This window comes from Moorena sp. SIO1F2 (assembly GCF_010672755.1).
Lineage (GTDB): Bacteria > Cyanobacteriota > Cyanobacteriia > Cyanobacteriales > Coleofasciculaceae > Moorena.
In genome coordinates this window covers 1-19,102 of the sequence record NZ_JAAHFV010000034.1, presented here as the reverse complement: position 1 = coordinate 19,102, position 19,102 = coordinate 1, and the positions used below count along the sequence as shown (strand labels likewise).

The window sequence follows — 19,102 nt, the reverse complement described above, 5'->3', positions numbered from 1 at the left end:
CCTTAATAAGGGGGACTTTGAGGTTGAGAAGCGTACCTCATAACTGCGAGAAACGCTATAAATTCTCCCGAAGTTTATTTTAAGCTGATAGCTGAATGCTGACCGCTGATCGCTGACCGCTGACCACTGACTTTCGATAATTCCATTCTTGCCTAGTAATCTTTTCTGAATCGAGCCATGACTGCAATAGTGCAAAGAACAACCAGTGTTAGCTTTGGTCTGGTCTCAGAGCTAACCGTTGCTGGTGAAACTGTCAATTTGATCCTGGAGAAAATTGAAGACCGCAACGTAACGGTTTATCGGGGCGGTATGATTGCTGGACAGCGACTTTATGTCGTGGCGCTTTTGGAAGAACTGATTCCAGAATTAGATGCACCAGACTCGATTCAGAACTTAGCCATTACCAAAATGGCGGTGGAATTGCGACCGGATAAAGGGGCATTTTCCTTTGAGGCTGCTATTGGGTCTGTTACTGGGGGAGGGGCCTGGTCGATTACCCTCGATTCGGGGCCAACCTTATCGATCGAACAGCTTGCTCTGTCAGTGTCGTCGGTCAAATCTTCTGGCTCAACCAATGGCACTCAACAGAATACGGCAGAATCCCTCTCCCAGCAGCGAAAACTGTCATTTGAGGGGCTGTTTGAGTTATTTGGGGGCGAATTTGCGGTTAAGGTCGCCCATCAATTTTCCTCAAAAAATGGAAATATTGCCAGTCAGTGGGGATTTTCTGCCACTGCTGAAAATATTAGTATTACCGAAGTCATCAAAGCTTTTGGATTTTCCCAGGATAAGCTCGATGAGTATGGGTTGCGGGATTTAGTAGTTTCCCTGGCATTTGCGCTACAACAAACTCGCTATCAAGACAGTAATACCCAAATCGTCGAATCCCGCTATACCTTCACCGGATCCATGGATTGGGATACTGGCATTTCCTTAGTGCCAGGGGAAGAAACCCTGCAAATCCAAGCAGCGATTCAAATTACTAAAAGGTCGAGTAATAAACCAGGGGGAACCTCTACGACCCTGAAAGGCGCGATCGCAGGAACGGTCAAAGCCTCGATTCCCTTTTTCGATACCTTACAACTCTCGGTTATCTATACCTTTAGCCAAACCGGTAGCACCTCTAGCTCTGGTCGTTCATCCAAAGCCCTGGCAAATCGTACCGGTGAGTTAATTTTCCAACTCCAAATCAGTACCCTGTTGTTGAGCGCAGTGTACACCAATATCAATAATCGTAAACTGTTGCGGTTTAGCGTTAGTTTGATCAATGGCAACAATAATCCCACTATTGGTGACCTGATTGCCTATATTGTCAGTGTATATGACTCCAGCATTACTGACTTTGAACTCGACCCACCCTGGGATGAATTTGCTAAACAAGAAATAGCGCTAGATAAGTTTAGTCTGGAGATAGACCTAACTAATAAATCCATCACCATTTCCTACAAGGCGACCTTGAATGTCTTGATTGCTAAGGTATCCAATGTGGGGTTGTCTTACCAGTTTGGGACTAAGTCATCTCAGGTCAGTACCCAACAAAATAATGCTAGAACAGCATCCAATAAAAAAATAGCGATCGCAGTAGACTTAAGTATTCCTGGACAACCCAAAAAGCGAGTTCAGTGGGACCCAGTCAATGAAAATCCCCCAGAAGTGCCCAGCACTAAAGCCCCGATCTTCGAGCTGAAGTTCCTGGCTTTGGGACAACGGGTTGCCTTCGCACCAGAAATTGTGCAACAAGCTCGTACTATTGAGCAATTCACCACGGTGATGCGCCAAACCTTGGTACCCCTTCCTCCCATTAAACGGCGGCAAAATCCCCTCACAGCTCTGCTACAGTCCTTACCCTCAGCCGTAAGTTCTGACCCCACTCAACCGATTCAATTTTCAGGTCAGCCCATTCAGTTTAGTGCAGAGAGTGGGTGGTTAATTGGTGCCCAATTTGTGATTTTGGGTGCCATTGAGATCAGTGTAATTTTCAACGATCCCTTTATCTACGGGCTGCGCATTAGCTTGTCGGGACCCCCAGTACAGAGTTTTGCTGGATTTGAATTTGAAATCCTCTATCGCCGCATTAGTGATACTGTCGGGGTCTATCGCAGTGAGCTGGTTTTACCGGACACCATGCGCTATATCGACTTTGGCGCTGTTCATATTACCCTGCCAGTGGTTGCCATTGAAATCTATACCAATGGAGACTTTGGTATCGATGTGGGCTTCCCTTGGGGTGGTGACTTTTCCAGATCCATTGCCGTTAATGTGGGCATCTTTTTAGGATTAGGGGGCTTCTATTTCAATAAACTGAGTGCAGAAACAGCCACCAGTGTTCCCGACATTGTTAGTGGCACCTTTGACCCGGTATTGGAATTTGGCATTGGCTTACAGGTCGGGTTGGGGAAAATTATCAAGAAAGGTCCTCTGCGCGCGGAATTCAGCATTACCATCCATGGCCTTTTGCAAGGGGTGTTTGCTACCTATAATCCCACCGATACTAATGAGAAAAAGGCCACCTATTACCGGATTCAGGGTGGTGTAGCCATTGTTGGTCGGATCTATGGTGTCGTGGACTTTAAAGTGATTCAGGTTGATGTAGAAGTCCTGGTTAAAGTTGCGGTGCTGTTTGTGGTGGAGGTATACAAAGCTATTCAGGTGGCTCTGGTGGCTACGGTTTCTGTCAGAGCATCGATCAAGATTGCCTTTGTCCGGATCAGATTTAAGTTTAACTTGACCGTGCGGGAGCAATTTGTCCTCGGTTCAGATAGCACACCACCCTGGCAACTCGCTGCTGGTTCTGGGGGAGCCATGGCAGCCACTGTGCCGGTATTTACTGCCCGTGCTCAAACCGTGCGTCCCTATCGAATCAAAAAAAATGGTAGGGCTAATCGCTTTGGTTTTGCTAAAGCCCAGACCATTAGTAGCACAAGAACAGTTACAAATGTAACTACTACAAATGCTACTACTACAAATACTACTACTACAAATGTCACTACCCAAACATCTGGTGGACGGTCATTGCGATGGGATGATGGCACAACGGGAATTCAGCTAGCACTGCCCGGAGACGTGCGCACGGAAACTGTAAAAGACGGCAAGCTTCGCCTCGATATTTATTTTCAACCGTCCTTTACTAAGACCGAAACAGATACTAAGACCGAAACAGAAGTCAGTGGTATCGGGTTATTGTTTATGGAAAACTCGATTCCTCTAGATGATAACTCTACCAATGATAATGATACGGACTTTGATGAGTTAGTTAAAGCCCTATTCAAATGGGTGATTTATGCTTATTTATCAGATAGTGAGCGTAATGCTTTAAATATCAACACAAGTTCTGTCAATGTTGATGCTCAAGTCTTAACGTTGGAATTGTTAGAAGATGTTTATACCCTATTCGTTAACTACTTAGAGGAAGAACCGGCGGATGATTTTTGGGCACCCCTGATTCGATTCTTGTCTAGGAATTTTATATTTGATATCACCGACCGCCCCATCGATAATACGGAAATTAGTGGTACCATTTTCCCGATGTTTCCTCAACTTCAGATGGAACTAAAGGATGGTGCTGATGAGAATGATCCCAATAAGCAGCCCAATATCGTTGATTTTGATAGTACGAAATATTCTCCCGCTCAAATCAAGGCGATTCAAAATTATTTTCAATCCTCCAACTATAACCATAACCAGAGCACAGAAGAAGTGCTGGGACAAATACCGACCAACGATGCATCCGCAGATTTAGCGATCGCTGAACTTTTATTTATTGACTACTTCACCTTAATTATTCGTTCTGTCGTGCAGCTTGGCATCGATCATGTTAGGGATAAAAAAGATGGGGTTGATGCCAATGGTACGATTACTCTGATTGACTTACTCAATCATTTCAATGGTGGTGAGTCGTTCCAATCCTTAGCGGGAATGACCTCACGATTCTTGTTGCATGGATTGCGATTACCCATCCTTACAGGTAGCACTACAACCATTAATGGACAACAACAAGCTGCTTATCTTGCTACAGGACAACAATTTACTGTCACAGTCACGCGCACCCCTCCCGCAACAGACGGGGATAGTGAGACGGTAACGATTAGCCCCAATGAAATCCGGTTATTTAAACTAGATACCTTGACTTGGATTCGACTAATTGATTATCAAAGTCAGACCAGTGATAGTGAAACTAGTCAGACCAGTGATAGTGAAACGTTAACCTGTGAACTCAATTACCCTTTCCCGGATAGTGATCCTCCCTACAACACCATTACGCTTATTAAGCAGCTTGATGAGGCAGAAACCAGTGGAATTTTGCCCACAACTCCTCCAACACTGCTGGAGTTTTACAATCCCACGAACCAGCAATACACCATTCGCCAGAAAACTTACTGGAATGAATCTATTAATGCAACTAGCAATAATCTGCTGTGGGAACTTCCTTCCGGTTTATGTGATTATCTCAAGTCTAAGTCTGATCAGACAAGCTTAACCCTTTTCTACAATCAGCAGCCAGTTCAAGATGGGGAAACTTTAGATACTGCGGAGATTGAAGCAGGATATACTTGGGCAACTAAATTAACATTGGAAATCCGCCAAGTCTCGACCTCAGATGGGAGCGGATTTTTGGCCACGGTATACGCTATTGAACGGATTGAAACGGCTAGTCGGCAATTGCTGCAAGATATTCTGACCGCAAACGTAACTCCTACAACCTTGACCTTGTTGTATTTGGATGACAGTGATGACAGTGGTGAATCGAAAGTTCTGACCCGTAATGGCAGTGCTGAAGTCTTGATGCTGAAGACGAATTTATCCCTAGATTCTGGGGATAATCCTACGGTGACACTAGACGTGTCTACGACCTTCCTACCATTCCTAAGACTGGTACAGGAAAGCACTGTTGTAAATAGTGAAGGCTATTACCTCAACTATAGCTATACAGAAAACGATGAGCAAAAGGGCTTACCAGACTCTCTGTTTGCTGATGGGGAAACGGCTCAGGTCACTCTGTTAATGACCTTTAGCAGTACTGCCGCTAGCTATCACAACTGCCTTAATATTCCATCTGATCATTCCCAAAGTATTACACTAAGGGCTGTTGTCAGCGAAATTTTTGCCACTAGTAGTCAAACAACTAATGTGTTAAGGATTCCGGCGGGAAATCTTGGTTTTAGACTGACCCGTGACTCCATTGAACCTGTAGACAATAATACTGCTACCGATGAGATTCAAAACCTCTATCAGCTTTTAAGTTATCAGCTGCCCAGTACAATTGAAGCTGACTTTAAAACCGGGCAAGACCGTCTACCGATCGGACCGATTGAAGAAGATGAGGATAATAAAAAACATAAAACATGGGTCTATGAAAAAGTCTTGCCGGTTTATGCTTTAACTACCGCCGCCCACACAGAATCCCAAGCATTACCGGAAATTCTCAAGGATACCCTCAATCCCTATTACGGTATTGGAGATACCTTTAAGTTGGATTTTCGCTGGCAAGATATCTATGGGAATCGTTTGGGAAGTGATGGGGACTTTGCAGAAGGTATTAGCCAAAAATTAGGTTATTTCGACCCGATTTTGGGAATCAATCAATGGCCCTCGGTGGGTGAAAGCTATAGGATTACCAGCAAGGATGATAAGACTGCTAATTTGATTCTGGAGTTGGTGTTAGACCAATCTAAATATATTCCCACTCCTGGGAATCTTTTCACTGAGGCACTGGATAAGATTAAAACTGACCGCGCTACTTATCAACAAATTTACTATCAGGTTCATGACTCAAACTTAACCTTTACGGTGAGTACATCGGTGATTCCCAGCAGTGACCAGGAGTTGACTGATTCCCAGCGTGCCGCCTTCACGGACTTTGTGGATAATGTCTATAAGTATTTGGTCACTTTGGAATATCTCCAGGAATTTGCCTATACAGTTGCTGGTAACGGTCAAGACCTGGAATGGGTTGCCAATCAGTATGGGTGTGATATTGGAGATTTAGGGGATAGTAATAGTGCAGTCAGTGGTATTTTCTGTCCTCTTAATATTCAGATTCCTGTAGGTATTCGGGTTGAGCCAACCAACAGCTTAAATGCGATCGCAACTAAGCTCAACAAAGATTACGGCACTGAAAGTGACAAAGTTGAGGAAATTGTCACTAAATATGCAAAAACGGCGGATTTATTAGCGGTCGGTGGGATTATTTCTTACACTGATACCGCTAATCATTTCGTAAGCTATACCGTTCAAGATGGGGATACCTTCGAGTCAATTGCGATCGCACAACTCGCCCTAGAGGAAGACCACCTGATCGAAACCCTCCTACAAACCATTGCTCAAGGGTTAGATACGACCGAAACTTTAACCAATGGTGTCCTGATCAACGGTCTAGAAGCACCCCACGTCAACAATTACGTTACCCTAAATGCCACCCTAGAAGAAATTGCCTATGGGGTATTGCAGCTGGAAAATGCTGACCTGGATCGGGAGTTTGACCAGATCCTGACCGACCGGATCAATGAGATTATTGCAGAGAATGAATCGACGGTATTGCTGGCAGGGGTTACGGTTTCAGCCTTGGATAGCACAACCCAGGATGGCGAAACTTTGGGCACTCTTCGAGACCGTCTGTTAGCAGAATCCCAGGATGTGGTTGAGGCCATTCGTAATCTGGAAATTTTCCCCACGGACACAACATTAACGGTCACGGTGACCAAGAAAGATGAAGCTTCACCAACTCCGTTTAATGTAGACATCAAGATTATTACTGACAAGACCTGGAGTGCGATCGCTACGGCATTCCCCAATACGTCTAGGATAGAAACTACTGAAACGGTCATTACTGCCAATGCCCAACGCCAGGATTTACTGGTGGCAGGTTCCACAATAACAATCCCCGAGATTAGCCTTGATTACACCATCCAGGATCAGGATAGTCTATATCACATTGCCCTTAACCAGTTTGTCGCCACTACTGATGCTCGCGCTATCGATGTGCTGAAATCGGGCATTGTTGCTGAAGTGGGTGCCCTGGAGTATACCATTGCTGAGGCAATTCTGCCCGAAGGGAACACCCTTGCTTACCTAACTCAGCAGCTTCATCTACAAACCAACCTTCATCGCACGGTGTTGGAAACGGTACAAGCGGTGGGCAATATCAGTGATATTCTGACTGAGTCTGCGATCGCTAGTCAATTAGCTGTGGTTGCTGGTGCTGTCAGCGATATGACTGGGTTATTTGGTACGGAGGATGTAATCCTGGCTGACGTGCTGTTTAACTACACTGTCACCAGTGGGGATAGCTTTGACCAAATGATTGCTATTGCTGCTGCCCATGATAGTCAAATTATTACCGATCAAACCACAGCAGGGGATATTGCCCTTCAAACTCCTACTTTAGCCTTAGAGTCCGGGGCAACCCTCTACATTCCGGATCGCTTTACCCTGGATACCTCTTCTGCACAGAACGCCAACTCTCTAGCAGTGGTACAATCCACAGCTCAAACCACATCCCTGAGTACCTTAACCAGTACCATGGGAACGGAAATTACCCCAGCAGCAGTAGCGATCGCTAACCAAACCCTGGCAGGACTCTTGAGTGGCAATACTGCTATCGATGTCCGTCCGGTTTTGGCATCCCTGACTAAGATTAGTTACAACAGTGACGATACGGTAAATAGCGACTTAGAACGGTTAGCGGCTTTCATCAGTCAAACTATCGAGACCGGAACCGAGGAAACCTTCTACACTATCGATAGTCAAACTATCCAGACCGGAACCGATGAAACCTTCTACACTCTCACCTCTCGATGGGCGCAAACCCTGGTTAATTTCAAAAATACTATTGATGCCGAAGCCAGTCAAACCCAGCAAAGCATTGGGGCTGTGAATGCTATTTATGAACAACTGGAGAACTTAGCAGGGGCAAATCGCATTGCGTTACGGGCTTTACTTGATCCCAATGATAGTCAATCTTCCTTGAGTATCTTGAAAGCAACACTGTTGGATGCTCAAGGTAACCTTAAACCCCAATTCGAGCCATCAACGGTTCATAGCCAACCTGAAACCTTGGATGTGCCGGATGCGATTGACCAAAGGTCACGCTACGCGATCGCTAATATCGAAACTGCCCATGGTCAACCCGATGATCAGGTATTGATCACAACCTTACAGACATCATTGGACATTATTCATCGCATGTATGACTTCAGTTGTCTGAAAACAGCGGTGGATCTGTTAGAAAAGCGATCGCCCCTGACTGTGGCAGAAGTAGCAGAGGCGCTCCAAAATGAATCGGGTCTGATTGAGCCCTTACAGAATTGGATTGTTCCCCCAGCAGTAGCTAGCACAACGGTTGATCTCACCATCCGAGATAACAATAATAGTCTTCTGTATCCCACGGAGTTACTATTCTCGGTCACCGTACAGCTGGAAATGCGACGCAACAAGGATTTGATGCATCCAGGCTATGTGCCTGAAGCTGAGGTAGTATCAGCCTATTTTGCCCCCAAAACCGTTGTGCTGACCAGCTCCTCAGATGATGAAAATGCTGAGTTTAGCCAACGCCTGGCCTCCCTTGACCCCTTTGCCAAGGCTTTTGAGCAAGCACTACCTAACTTAAAGCTAGCAGTGGGGCGGAATGCTGGGAATATTGATAATGCTAATCCTCAAAACAGCGATACCCTGTGGGCAGTTCATCTGGGGGATACGGGGATTAGTTACGATATCAAAGAGGATTTCCCCTACTTCTTTTCTGCTGCGCCTTTGAGCAATACCTTAATGTCAGGGGAAGTAAGCCTTTACAGCTACACCCAACAAAATGGACTTGACCAAACCTCAACAGAAACCGTGCGAGTGGATGCTGTAGACCTGAATGGTTTAGCCCGTAAGTATTTACGTGCTATTGAAGATATCCTGAAACCGGAAACAGCTATCCCTGCGGTGAATGATACCACCTTAAAGGGTGAGCTTGGGCGGATTTTAGATGTCAAAGCAAGTTTGGCAAATTCGATTAGTAACAATGTGACCCATGTATTGGATACTTCTGTGGATACAAATTCCTCAGAGTATACTACTCGCCAAACCTTAGCAGTGGCAGCACTCCAAAAGGAATTGCTAACAAATTTAGCAGATGCTTACGACATTGAAACCATTGTTCAATATAACGTGGATGTAGCGATCGCTGATGGCTATCAATGGTCTGGTCAAGATATTCCTCGTTTATCTGGGCAACCAGTGATGAGCGGGGCTTATTACACCAATCTTGAAAGTACACCCAACTCCACTAGTTCTGACGCAGAAAAGCAAACTCTGCTTCAATCGATAGATTTCACCTTATCTCCAGCTAAAATTTCCCTGAGCGATGCCAACAATGGTAAGTCTACCCTGACCTTCTTCTTCAATACCCAAACGCCTCAGCGTTACGAAGATATTGCGGTTAATCTGAACTATCAGGTTAATGAGTTGGAATACAATATTAATACTACCAATTCCACCTCCTCTTGGCTCAATTTTATTCAACCTCTCAACGATGAGCCTAATCAAATTGGAGATGTTCAAATTCCCATTCCTTTGCGAGATTTTCCCCTTCCTCCTTCTCTGATTTCCCATACAGCAATTCCTGACCCCGACAGTTTTGCTGGTGATATTCTCAGTGCTGAGGATATTCGAGACTGGAATTATGTTTTCCTCTATGAACATCCCGATGTGGCTCAAGATACCATTGAATGCCGGATTGAATACAATGGTTCCTCTAAATTAACGATTAATGATGTCTCTTTGAAGGAACCCGAAGAAAATCAAGATGAACAAACGAAAGACGAAACATTTGCAGTTTTCACTATTACCTTATCTCCTCCCTCTGACAAGACTGTTACTGTTGATTTTCAAACCCAGGATGGAACCGCAAAAGCAGGGCAAGATTACGCTGAAACTATCGGAACTCTGGAATTTGCGACCGGTGAAACCACCAAAGAAATTCGGGTGCCAGTCAACAGCGATGATGTTGTTGAAAATAATGAAACCTTTACTATTGTTCTGAGTAATGCAGTTAATGCAGAGATTGCGGATCCAGTGGGTGTTGGAACAATTATCGATACGACTAATACTATTGATCCACTGTTGGATACCCTGGTGCGGTTTAACAATCTATATCCAACCCTAGCCAGTGATCTCAAAGCTTTGGAAACAGGGATAACCGATGACAACCAGACTACGGTTACTTCTGCCCTCAATGCCTTTGCTACTCTAGCAGAAGACGTGGCTAGGTCATGGCAAATTTGGCAACCGATTGCGATCGCACAGGCATCTCGCCAGACAGTTCACTACAATATTGATGAAAACCTATCCGCTGACCAAGAAACCAAAACGGTTATCATCACTCCCACTAACAATCTTCCCGTTGCTGATCAACAAATCTTAGACATTGAGTTACCAGGGTATGAGTTAAATGATACCAGGCAAAACGATGTAACTACTAACTCCCCCACAGTACCTTATACGACAATTGAGTATGATTTCACCAAATTGCTTGATGCAACTGGGGTAGAAACCTTTGGGGAGTCCGCATTACCAGATCGTAAGGTGACTGTAACTAATTTGGATGTGTTGGACTATCAAAATGCCTGGGGTGCTATCCGTCTCGCCCGCAATAAAAATTTGATTGATGGCAGGGAAACTAATGCTGCTTTCATCTTCCAGACTCCTGAAGTAAGGTTTAAGAATCGGATTACTCCTCTAATTGTTAATGATAAGCGTTGGGATATTGCAGACCTGGGCGATTCCAGAAGTAAAACTTTGACACAGCATCTCGAAGAGTTATTCAAAGTCTTGCTGCCAGCTATCATTAACCGTCCTTATGATATTCGGATTAGCTGTCAGTATGCCTTTGCTTTAGCTAGCAACACTAATGATGAGGAACTGTTAGCTTCCTTACCTGTTCTACTAACTCCTCGATTTACGGTTCAAAAGTCTGGGGATTCAACGGATATGTTAGCAGTGACTCAACAACTGCGAACAAATATTGTCCGGGAAATTGACAATTGGCAGACTCAGAAAAACCCCAATCAAACCAGGGGACGATATCTGTTTAGTTTTAGTCTCTTTTCCAACCCAGAAAATGTGAGTAGTACGGAGAATCCTAACTTGCCTTTGTTAACGGTGGAAAACTTGAATCTTTTGCTTACAGATATTATTGAGGAATAGTTATAGCAATTCTTATAGTGATGAGGACAAAGCGATCCCCCTAAATCCCCCTTAATAAGGGGGACTTTGAGTATGGCTCCCCCCTTTTTTAAGGGGGGCTGGGGGGGATCTCAATCTTGCGGAAAACTTTGAAAACACGCCCTAGGCGGAATCATACCCAGAATCAGCAACGCCCAATTCTCATACTCATGAGCGACATTGCTTATCCTTTTAAGGCCAGAGGAATCCCGCCTAACACCCCAGGTCTGTTTCATTCTAAATTTTTCGGTTGCCTGAAGCTCCTGAGTGGGTGGGCTTTCGCTATGAAATCCCCCAAGCCAAAAACCCTTATAACTACGTTCAAAGTCAGCCCCACAGACAAAACTAAAAGCTTTACCCTGTAAGGCTTACAGAGATTTGGAGTAGGTAATTAATTCTGTGTAGGTGCTTATATAGCACTACCCATTAAGGTGTTTAACATTGTCTTGATGCAGTCGCTCATGGGGGGAACCCCCTTTGGCAGCGCTGCCTCCCCAAGACCGTAATGGTGCGTTTGACCCATTAAGAATTAAATTCGCCACGGGTCGCACCTCTGCATCGCTCCTAAACTCCGAAACTTAGTCATAGCTTACTTGCGGACTTGCGGACTTGCGCGTAGCGCTATACTAGCAAGTATCGGGATAGCCTTAGACTAAGCCTTCCCTGCGGGAAAATTCGGGCTAACTCTGGAAAGCTCCAGGAGGCGATCACGTGACTTAATCTTTGAGTAAATGGGTTTTAATAGCGTTTTGTAGGTGGCAGCAAATCAGTACGAGATCATTCGTTTAACTCCGGAGCAAGAGAGTCAGGCTCAAGATGAAACAATGGGGTCAAGGGAAAAATTTTGGTTTTATCATTCTCAATTGAAAAAGTGTCTGTTCAAGTATCCTCGCCAAAACACAGGAGAAGACTGGTCAGAAAAAGTGGCATTTGAGTTGTGCAATCTTCTAGATATACCTGCGGCGCGCTATGAGTTAGCAGAAACCGCCGATGGACAAAAAGGGGTGATTACAGTCAATTTTTTAGGAGAGGGAGAAACCCTAGTGCATGGTAATGAAGTACTTAGTGGCATTAATCCTGATTATCCCGCTTTGGTTACGCAAAAGGCTTATCAACATACAATTGAAGTGGTTATGGAGGCGATTAGAGAAAAATCTGTTAACTTCCCCCCTAGTTGGACAGTACCTGATGGTTTCACAGATGCCAGAGATTTGTTTGTTGGCTACTTGCTGCTAGATGCGTGGATTGGTAATGGTGATCGTCATCATGAAAATTGGGGGTTTGTACTTCCTAAGACCTCTCAAACAGGTATTTATCTAGCTCCCACTTACGATCACGCCTCATGCCTGGGTCGTGAACTTTCTGATACTAAACGCCAGCATAGGTCTGTAGAGTCTTACGTAAATGGGTGCAAGTCAGCCTTTTATCTTAACGAAAATGAAAAAAAGCCTCTGAAAACATTTGAACTTTTTGAATACATTAACACTCACTATCCTAAAGCTAGTCAGGAGTGGCTCAACCGTCTTGAGCAAATTTCAGAGCAACAGATAAATTCAACTTTACAGGCATTTCCAGATTGTCGTATCTCAAAAGAAGCATCTGACTTTGCTAAGAAAATTTTGCTCACCAACAAAAAAAGACTGCTCTGTCTATTAAATTTATGAGTATCACTTCCCTAAAAACTTTATTTTTAGCTTGGCAAGATTATCAAAGTCGATCGTGGAACCCAGTGGGTCGATTGACATTTGATGGAAAAAATTACGAATTTGTTTATATAAAAGGTGCAAAGGAAGCGCAAGAAAAATTTGGGTTTGAGCCTCTAATGTCTTTCCCAGAGTGGAATAAGACCTATTGTTCCACGGAGTTGTTTGCGTTTTTTGCCAACCGAGTTATGTCACCCTCGCGTCCAGATTACCGAAAGCATCTAGACCGGCTCAACTTATCAGCCCAGAGTTTTGATTTGATGGAATTTTTAGGAAGGAGCGAAGGAAATCGACAAACAGATAATTTTAAAGTTTTTCCTTATCCAGACCTCGACAGTGACGGGAAATACCACCTTTGTTTTCTAGTACATGGTTTGCGTCACTTACCAAAGTGTTCTATGGATCGCATAGAGCAGCTACAAGTTGGTGATACTTTGTGGCTATGTCACGAGCTTCATAATTGTTATGACAATAAGGCTTTAGCGTTAACCACAGAAGATCATTATCACCTAGGGTATTGTCCCCGCTACTTGTCACAGGATATACTTGACATTTTAAGGCATGATCCAAGTTTAGTAGAAGTGAAAGTAGCAAAGGTAAATTTACCTCCTTCTCCGCTCAAGTCTCGGTTATTGTGTAAGATCACTTATTCAGGTTTTGAGGGATATGTGCCGTATGATCACAAGATCTATCAGCCCTTAACTAAGGAAAAAGAAAAGTCGAAAAACTTGGTTTGCCCGATGTAACTAATACCCCTTGAATCATAACCTACTCGGAGGTGGGCGTGAATGCGATTGGCCGTAGGCCACGCGGGGCGCGTTCGCATTCAGGTACTATAGCGTTTATAGGATTTATGAGGTACGCTTCTCAACCTCAAAGTCCCCCTTGATAAGGGGGATTTAGGGGGATCTTTTTGTACCTCATGGCATAGAGAATTGCTATATATAGCTACGGCGGTTTGCATAACTATCAGGTACACAGGATTGTTTTCCCTATTCCCTATTCCCTATTCCCTATTCCCTATTACCTATTCCCTATTACCTATTCCCTATTACCTATTCCCTATTACCTGCTCAAGGAAAGTAGTTAAGAGCCGATTTACGAGGGAACCTGTAAGTCTAAAGCCCCGTCTTTTAAAACCGGGGATCAAGACTCATAGCGGCTTGACCCGCTGTGATAAAAATATTTCTAGAGAATCGGGAATCTTACTAATGGCGTTGTAGTAAAAGGTATAGGAGAGTTCAGATCGAAACTGATGATTATCTTAGAGTTCAAGGTCGTTAAAAAGTCTCTATCAACTAGAACCCATACCTGTAAGTGTGGATCCTAGGTATATCGAACTCAGGTAAGTTGAGTTTGTGGCACAATTATTGATCAATTTTTCTCTAAAACTAAAAAAATGTCTCATACCACCATGTCTAACAAAAATATAAAGAGAATTTTCACTTTTGGTATAGCTGTTGCGTCTTCTGTGCTTGCTTTTGCCAGTACTACTAACGTTGCCCAAGGACAAACAAATTATCGCCTCAAAACCATGTTTACGGGCAGTGATAAATGTTTAGATATCATTAATGATGCTAACGACAATAAACCGATTATGGCTGACTGTGGTAATTATTCAGGACAATATTGGCAAATAGTAGCAACAAACAAGTCTGGATATTATCGCCTCAAAACCCTATTTACGGGCAGTGATAAATGTTTAGATATCATTAATGATTCTAACGACAATAAACCGATTATGGCTAACTGTGGTAATTATTCAGGACAATTTTGGAAAATAGAAGCAACAAACAAGTCTGGATATTATCGCCTCAAAACCATGTTTACGGGCAGTGATAAATGTTTAGATATCATTAATGATTCCCAAGACAATAAACCGATTATGGCTAATTGTGGTAATTATTCAGGACAGTTTTGGCAAATACCTAATTTTTAACTAACTGTTTGAGCTAGAAATTATCCTTTCGGTCAGGGCTGTTTCATTGTCCGGTAGAGTGATTGACAAAAATGGTGATCGCTGTTAGTTAAAATGCCAGCGGTCACTTTATTACGTCGATGAAGAGCATCGCTTTTGTTAATGATCGGTTGAGTATTAGGCACAACAACCAGAGGCGCTGTTGTGCCTAATACTCAAAGGGGGGCAGATAGAGAGCAGAAAGATGACCCTCCCAGGCCGTGTTGTTGATTTTGCAGAAGCGCGCTAAACAGGCTGGGGTGGAGTCTTTTTCTCCCCATGATTATTGATATTGTTACCGTCCAAAAGTTAGCTGGCTATGCTTCCCCTGTGACTACCGCTAAGTATGATAGCCGGGGTGAGGAGGTTAAGCATAGGGCGATGCAGAAATTGGGGTTTTGAGGGGTTAACACTTAGATTCAGCGACGCAATAAAGCAAACATTACTTTTATTGATTGTCGTTAATAAGCCGTAAGCAAGTTTTCAAAGGAGAGTGATCCCCAAACTTCTTCCCATCAGAAATCCTCGTGACATAATACCTATCAAAAAAGTTATCACCAATACAAATTAAGTCATCAGTTGCACCATTCAATATTCGTTTACAAGTTTTTAAAGGAGAGTGGTCTCCAAACTTTTTTCCATCAGAAATCCTCGTGACATAATACCTATCAAAAAAATTATCACCAGTACAAATAAATTTCGTTTTTGAAGGTGTATTCGGTTTTGAAGGTGGACCTTGATTACTAGTGTTGTTGCAAATTGAGTTATTGATAATCGCCTGAGTATTAACTGTTTCTAAGCTGCCATCCAAGCAGATTACATTGAAGGTATTATTTTCATTTTGGTGCAGATACCTAACATTTTTAATACCCGCCAAAACCGATGTGGGCATAAGCAAAGTAACAAAAAAAGAACACAAAATAGTTATTTTATTCATATTTTTTGATATCAATCTAGATTTAAGTCATTTATTCAAATCATATTGAATCTGACTCCGGTTTGATAGCACCCTTATGGGTACCTTTTTAAATCTGGATAAAAACTGGGCATCACCGGGCGAACTTGGGACAGTCAGCAGTAAAGATAAAAAACTGGGGCTCCTGGTAAGTTTGGATAACGATATCCCACGACACATTCATCCAGATAAAGTACAGAAAACTGACTTACCCAAGGCGAACCCTACTCCAGTACCAAAAAGTAACGAACCCGCAAAGGCTCCTGCTCCAGCACTAAAGAGTATTGAAAGCGAACCCGCTCAGGCTCCTACTCCACCAAAGAGCAAACAAGAAGTAGAACAGGTCGCTGCACCAGTACATAATAGAAAGGATTCATAAGTACTCCCTGATGTTCCCTCTGATACTAAATCCGGTTCACATACCTACCTTATTCCTTATTGGGTGCATCTCATTTTTGCCGTTTGACCAGATGGTGCGTTACGGGACGGATTGTCCTAACACTGGCTACCAATACAATAATGGCTCCCCCGTCCCGATGCTGCTGGCGAATTCGTGAAACCCTTATTCTGCCGTAATCCGCTCCCCTCTCCCAAGGTTGGGAGAGGGGCTGGGGGTGAGGGCTGATGGGGCGTCTTGGTTTGTTAAGAAATATTTCGCCACCAGCATCCGTCCCTAACGCACCCTGTCTTGATGCAGTCGCTCATGGGGGGAACCCCCAAGACCGCGCTGCATCGCTACGAACATTTACAAAAGTGAGATGCACCCCCTTATTCGTATAGGGTATATGCTTGTGTTTAAGCAGGATTTAGCCACTTTAATAAAGCTACTTTCACAACCGGATTTAGTATGAGGTACCTCACAACCCAGCACCAGCGGAACTTGATAGAAAGGACTCACAAGTACCTCCTGATGTTCCCCCTAATGTACCTCGCAACCCAGCACCAGTACTTGATGAAAGTGAAGAGTTTTTCACTATTGAACTCTCGCCTGAATCAGAGACAAACATATACATATAACATATTGCTACAGTCGTGGTCAATAATGCTGAGCATTTTGCTAAGCATTTTAATCTCAACAAATTAAACTACCATCAGCAGAAAATATTTTCCAGTACTAGGGGAACATTTTTTTGATAATTCCTTCAGGTATAAAGTCCCGTTAATAGATAGTTTTGAGGCGTCTAATTAATCAGCCGCCAAAAGAGGCTTGGGTTGTTTAACATGAAAACAATCACTATTTTTGCATTGAAAATTTTCAGGTTATTGTCAAACAGCTCTGTTTCATATCAACAAATTAAACTACCATCAGCAGAAAATATTTTTCAGTAATAGGGGAACATTTTTTTTGATAATTACTTCAGGTATAAAGTCCCATTAATAGATAGTTTTGAGGCGTCTAATTAATCAGCCGCTAAAAGAGGATTGCTTATGTTTAACATGAAAACAATCACTATTTATGCATTAACCATTCTCAGTTTATTGTCAAACAGTTCTGTTTCATCTCAACAAATTAAATTGCCATCAGCAGAAAATGATTTTCTGGTACTAGAAAAATCTCCACCCAATAATCAGGTTGAATCTGGAGGTCAAACCCAAATGGTTCTTGGCCGCAAGATACAAAATCCTTATTCCGTGGCAAATATGCAAAAGGCCTTCAACCTGTACAGCCGCAGCATGAAAACTGCTGCTCCATCGGTTCGGGCAACTCACCAATATATCGAAATCACCCCCAGCAATGAAAGCCACTTGCAATTGCTAGATAAACTGGATGCTGAAGGTATCTTGGTTTTGCATGACTATCCGCTTGATTACGAAATTACGACAGAAGGTGATTTTTATGTCATGCCAGCCAATGAAAAAGACCTATATCACCCAGTCTACACCGTCATTCCAGTGGGCTATAAATTTCCAGCATCATTGCCCTACCGAATCATTGAAGATGTATATGAAACGAAAGAAAGCGAATCCGATGTAGAGTCAGTAGCTTTAGCTTTAGCAGGTCAGGACACAGAACTGGACTGTCCCAGGTCAATGAACTGTAATGACCCTAATGTGTTACTGGAAATGTTTAAAAACCCGACGCAAAAAAGCCTTTTCGGTGGTCGCAGATATCGACCACATGGGTATGTCAAAGTCAAAAATACCGAAACGGGCAAATGGGACGAGTTGAAAAGAGCGAGAATCAGCATTGGTCGAGGCATTTGGTGGCGTTACACCGACACAGATAATGAGGGTCATTTCTCCTCACCGAAAAAATACCGTGGCAAAGTCAGGATACGAGCTAAATGGCGCAGCGACATTGCCACTATCAGAAAATCATGGAATGAAATGCTCGGCATCCAAGTATCAGATCACTTAATGACCATCAAAAGAAGTAACAACGGTCGCACGAAATACATTGAACCCAATGATGAAAGGCTTTGGTACAAAGGCACTGTTCACAATGGTTTGATTAAATACAATGACTATGCCACTGCTAGAGGCGTTGATGAACCGATAAGCAATGCCAATGTCTGGGTATGGAAAAACGGCAGAAGTGCCGGTTCAACTCCTATGCTGTTTAAGTATCGGAATCTAAATCAAATAGCATCCTTTACGAACATCGGTGCATCCAATGTGTGGGATGTCCTAGTCAATGCTTTGGCTGGATCTGCAATTGAGATTCTTCCTAGCCACCTCAGACCAGACATGATTTACAGTGGACTGAAACACAAAAAGGTTGGTAATCAGGTTAACACCGCCAGAATTCAACAACTGACCATACATGAATCAGCTCACTATTCACATGCGGCAAAAGCAGGTAAACAATTGTGGGCTAAAGTATTTGCTTCCGAATTAGCCAACGACATCAACCATAACGACCCATATGTGGATGGTTCAGAACCATCTTTCACTCGTGGCAAGCTCATCGCTTTAGCTGAAGGCTGGGCCACTTTCTTTGAATACAAAGCAATGGAACATTATTACCGTAAAGTTTATGACCAAAGTACCTGGAAGTTGAATCCAGGCAACCACATGGAAGGATTCGATATGTATACCAGACCCATGACAGAAGAGCGCAGCGATACACAAAGCTGGTTCCTGAGTGGGTTAATTTGGGACATTCAGGATGCGGCCAGCGACAGCAACAACGAGCTAAGAGACGGTACAGATGGAAGTGAAATAGGCCCTTTGATCGACAATTTGCATATCCAGAGCCAAAGTGAATTGTATCCGGTTTTCAGTGGATTAAGAGCTGGTATTGAAGATGCTTGTCAGTATGGACAATATCTGGCTGACACA

9 protein-coding genes are annotated in these 19,102 nt (G+C 43.4%); 7 read left to right on the top strand and 2 right to left on the bottom strand.

Annotation, left to right across the window (positions count from 1 at the left end; genetic code table 11):
• Nucleotides 1-177 precede the first annotated feature (177 nt).
• Nucleotides 178-11,187: a Calx-beta domain-containing protein gene (locus tag F6J94_RS07000; protein ID WP_293038488.1), complete on the top strand. Its 11,010-nt coding sequence runs from the start codon at nt 178-180 to the stop codon at nt 11,185-11,187.
• Nucleotides 11,188-11,624: 437 nt separating this feature from the next.
• Here the strand turns inward: F6J94_RS07000 and F6J94_RS06995 are convergent, their stop codons facing one another.
• Nucleotides 11,625-11,747 carry a hypothetical protein gene (locus F6J94_RS06995; protein ID WP_293038485.1) on the bottom strand — a complete coding sequence of 41 codons (123 nt, stop codon included), beginning with the start codon at nt 11,745-11,747 and terminating at the stop codon, nt 11,625-11,627.
• A gap of 213 nt (nt 11,748-11,960) precedes the next feature.
• Between F6J94_RS06995 and F6J94_RS06990 the strand changes: the two genes are divergently transcribed.
• The 4 genes from F6J94_RS06990 (at nt 11,961) to F6J94_RS06975 (ending at nt 14,847) form a co-directional block, all read left to right on the top strand.
• Complete coding sequence (locus tag F6J94_RS06990) at nt 11,961-12,869, top strand: HipA domain-containing protein (RefSeq protein ID WP_293038482.1); 909 nt, start codon at nt 11,961-11,963, stop codon at nt 12,867-12,869.
• A 65-nt stretch (nt 12,870-12,934) separates the two neighbouring features.
• A complete protein-coding gene (locus tag F6J94_RS06985) occupies nt 12,935-13,654 on the top strand; it encodes an HIRAN domain-containing protein (protein ID WP_293038479.1) in 720 nt (239 codons plus the stop codon).
• 212 nt (nt 13,655-13,866) lie between these two features.
• Entirely contained in the window at nt 13,867-13,998 is a 132-nt protein-coding gene (locus F6J94_RS06980; protein ID WP_293038476.1) for a hypothetical protein, read from the top strand.
• Between the two features lie 309 nt (nt 13,999-14,307).
• A complete protein-coding gene (locus F6J94_RS06975) occupies nt 14,308-14,847 on the top strand; it encodes an RICIN domain-containing protein (RefSeq protein WP_293038473.1) in 540 nt (179 codons plus the stop codon).
• A gap of 466 nt (nt 14,848-15,313) precedes the next feature.
• Here F6J94_RS06975 and F6J94_RS06965 read toward each other — a convergent pair whose 3' ends face one another.
• Nucleotides 15,314-15,802 (bottom strand): hypothetical protein, encoded by a 489-nt coding sequence (locus tag F6J94_RS06965; protein WP_293038470.1) that lies wholly within the window; start codon nt 15,800-15,802, stop codon nt 15,314-15,316.
• A gap of 76 nt (nt 15,803-15,878) precedes the next feature.
• On the opposite strand from F6J94_RS06965, the gene F6J94_RS06960 reads away from it, so the two are divergent.
• Entirely contained in the window at nt 15,879-16,199 is a 321-nt protein-coding gene (locus F6J94_RS06960; protein WP_293038467.1) for a hypothetical protein, read from the top strand.
• 1,058 nt (nt 16,200-17,257) lie between these two features.
• Nucleotides 17,258-19,102, top strand: a 1,845-nt coding sequence (locus F6J94_RS06955; protein WP_293038464.1) for a hypothetical protein, incomplete at its 3' end; no start/stop codon positions are given.

What these genes read in the sequence shown, in the direction of transcription:
- F6J94_RS07000 (WP_293038488.1), top strand. Translation starts at nt 178, where the DNA reads ATGACTGCAATAGTGCAAAGAACAACCAGTGTTAGCTTTGGTCTGGTC.
- F6J94_RS06975 (WP_293038473.1), top strand. Translation starts at nt 14,308, where the DNA reads ATGTCTCATACCACCATGTCTAACAAAAATATAAAGAGAATTTTCACT.
- F6J94_RS06965 (WP_293038470.1), bottom strand. Translation starts at nt 15,802, where the DNA reads ATGAATAAAATAACTATTTTGTGTTCTTTTTTTGTTACTTTGCTTATG.
- F6J94_RS06960 (WP_293038467.1), top strand. Translation starts at nt 15,879, where the DNA reads ATGGGTACCTTTTTAAATCTGGATAAAAACTGGGCATCACCGGGCGAA.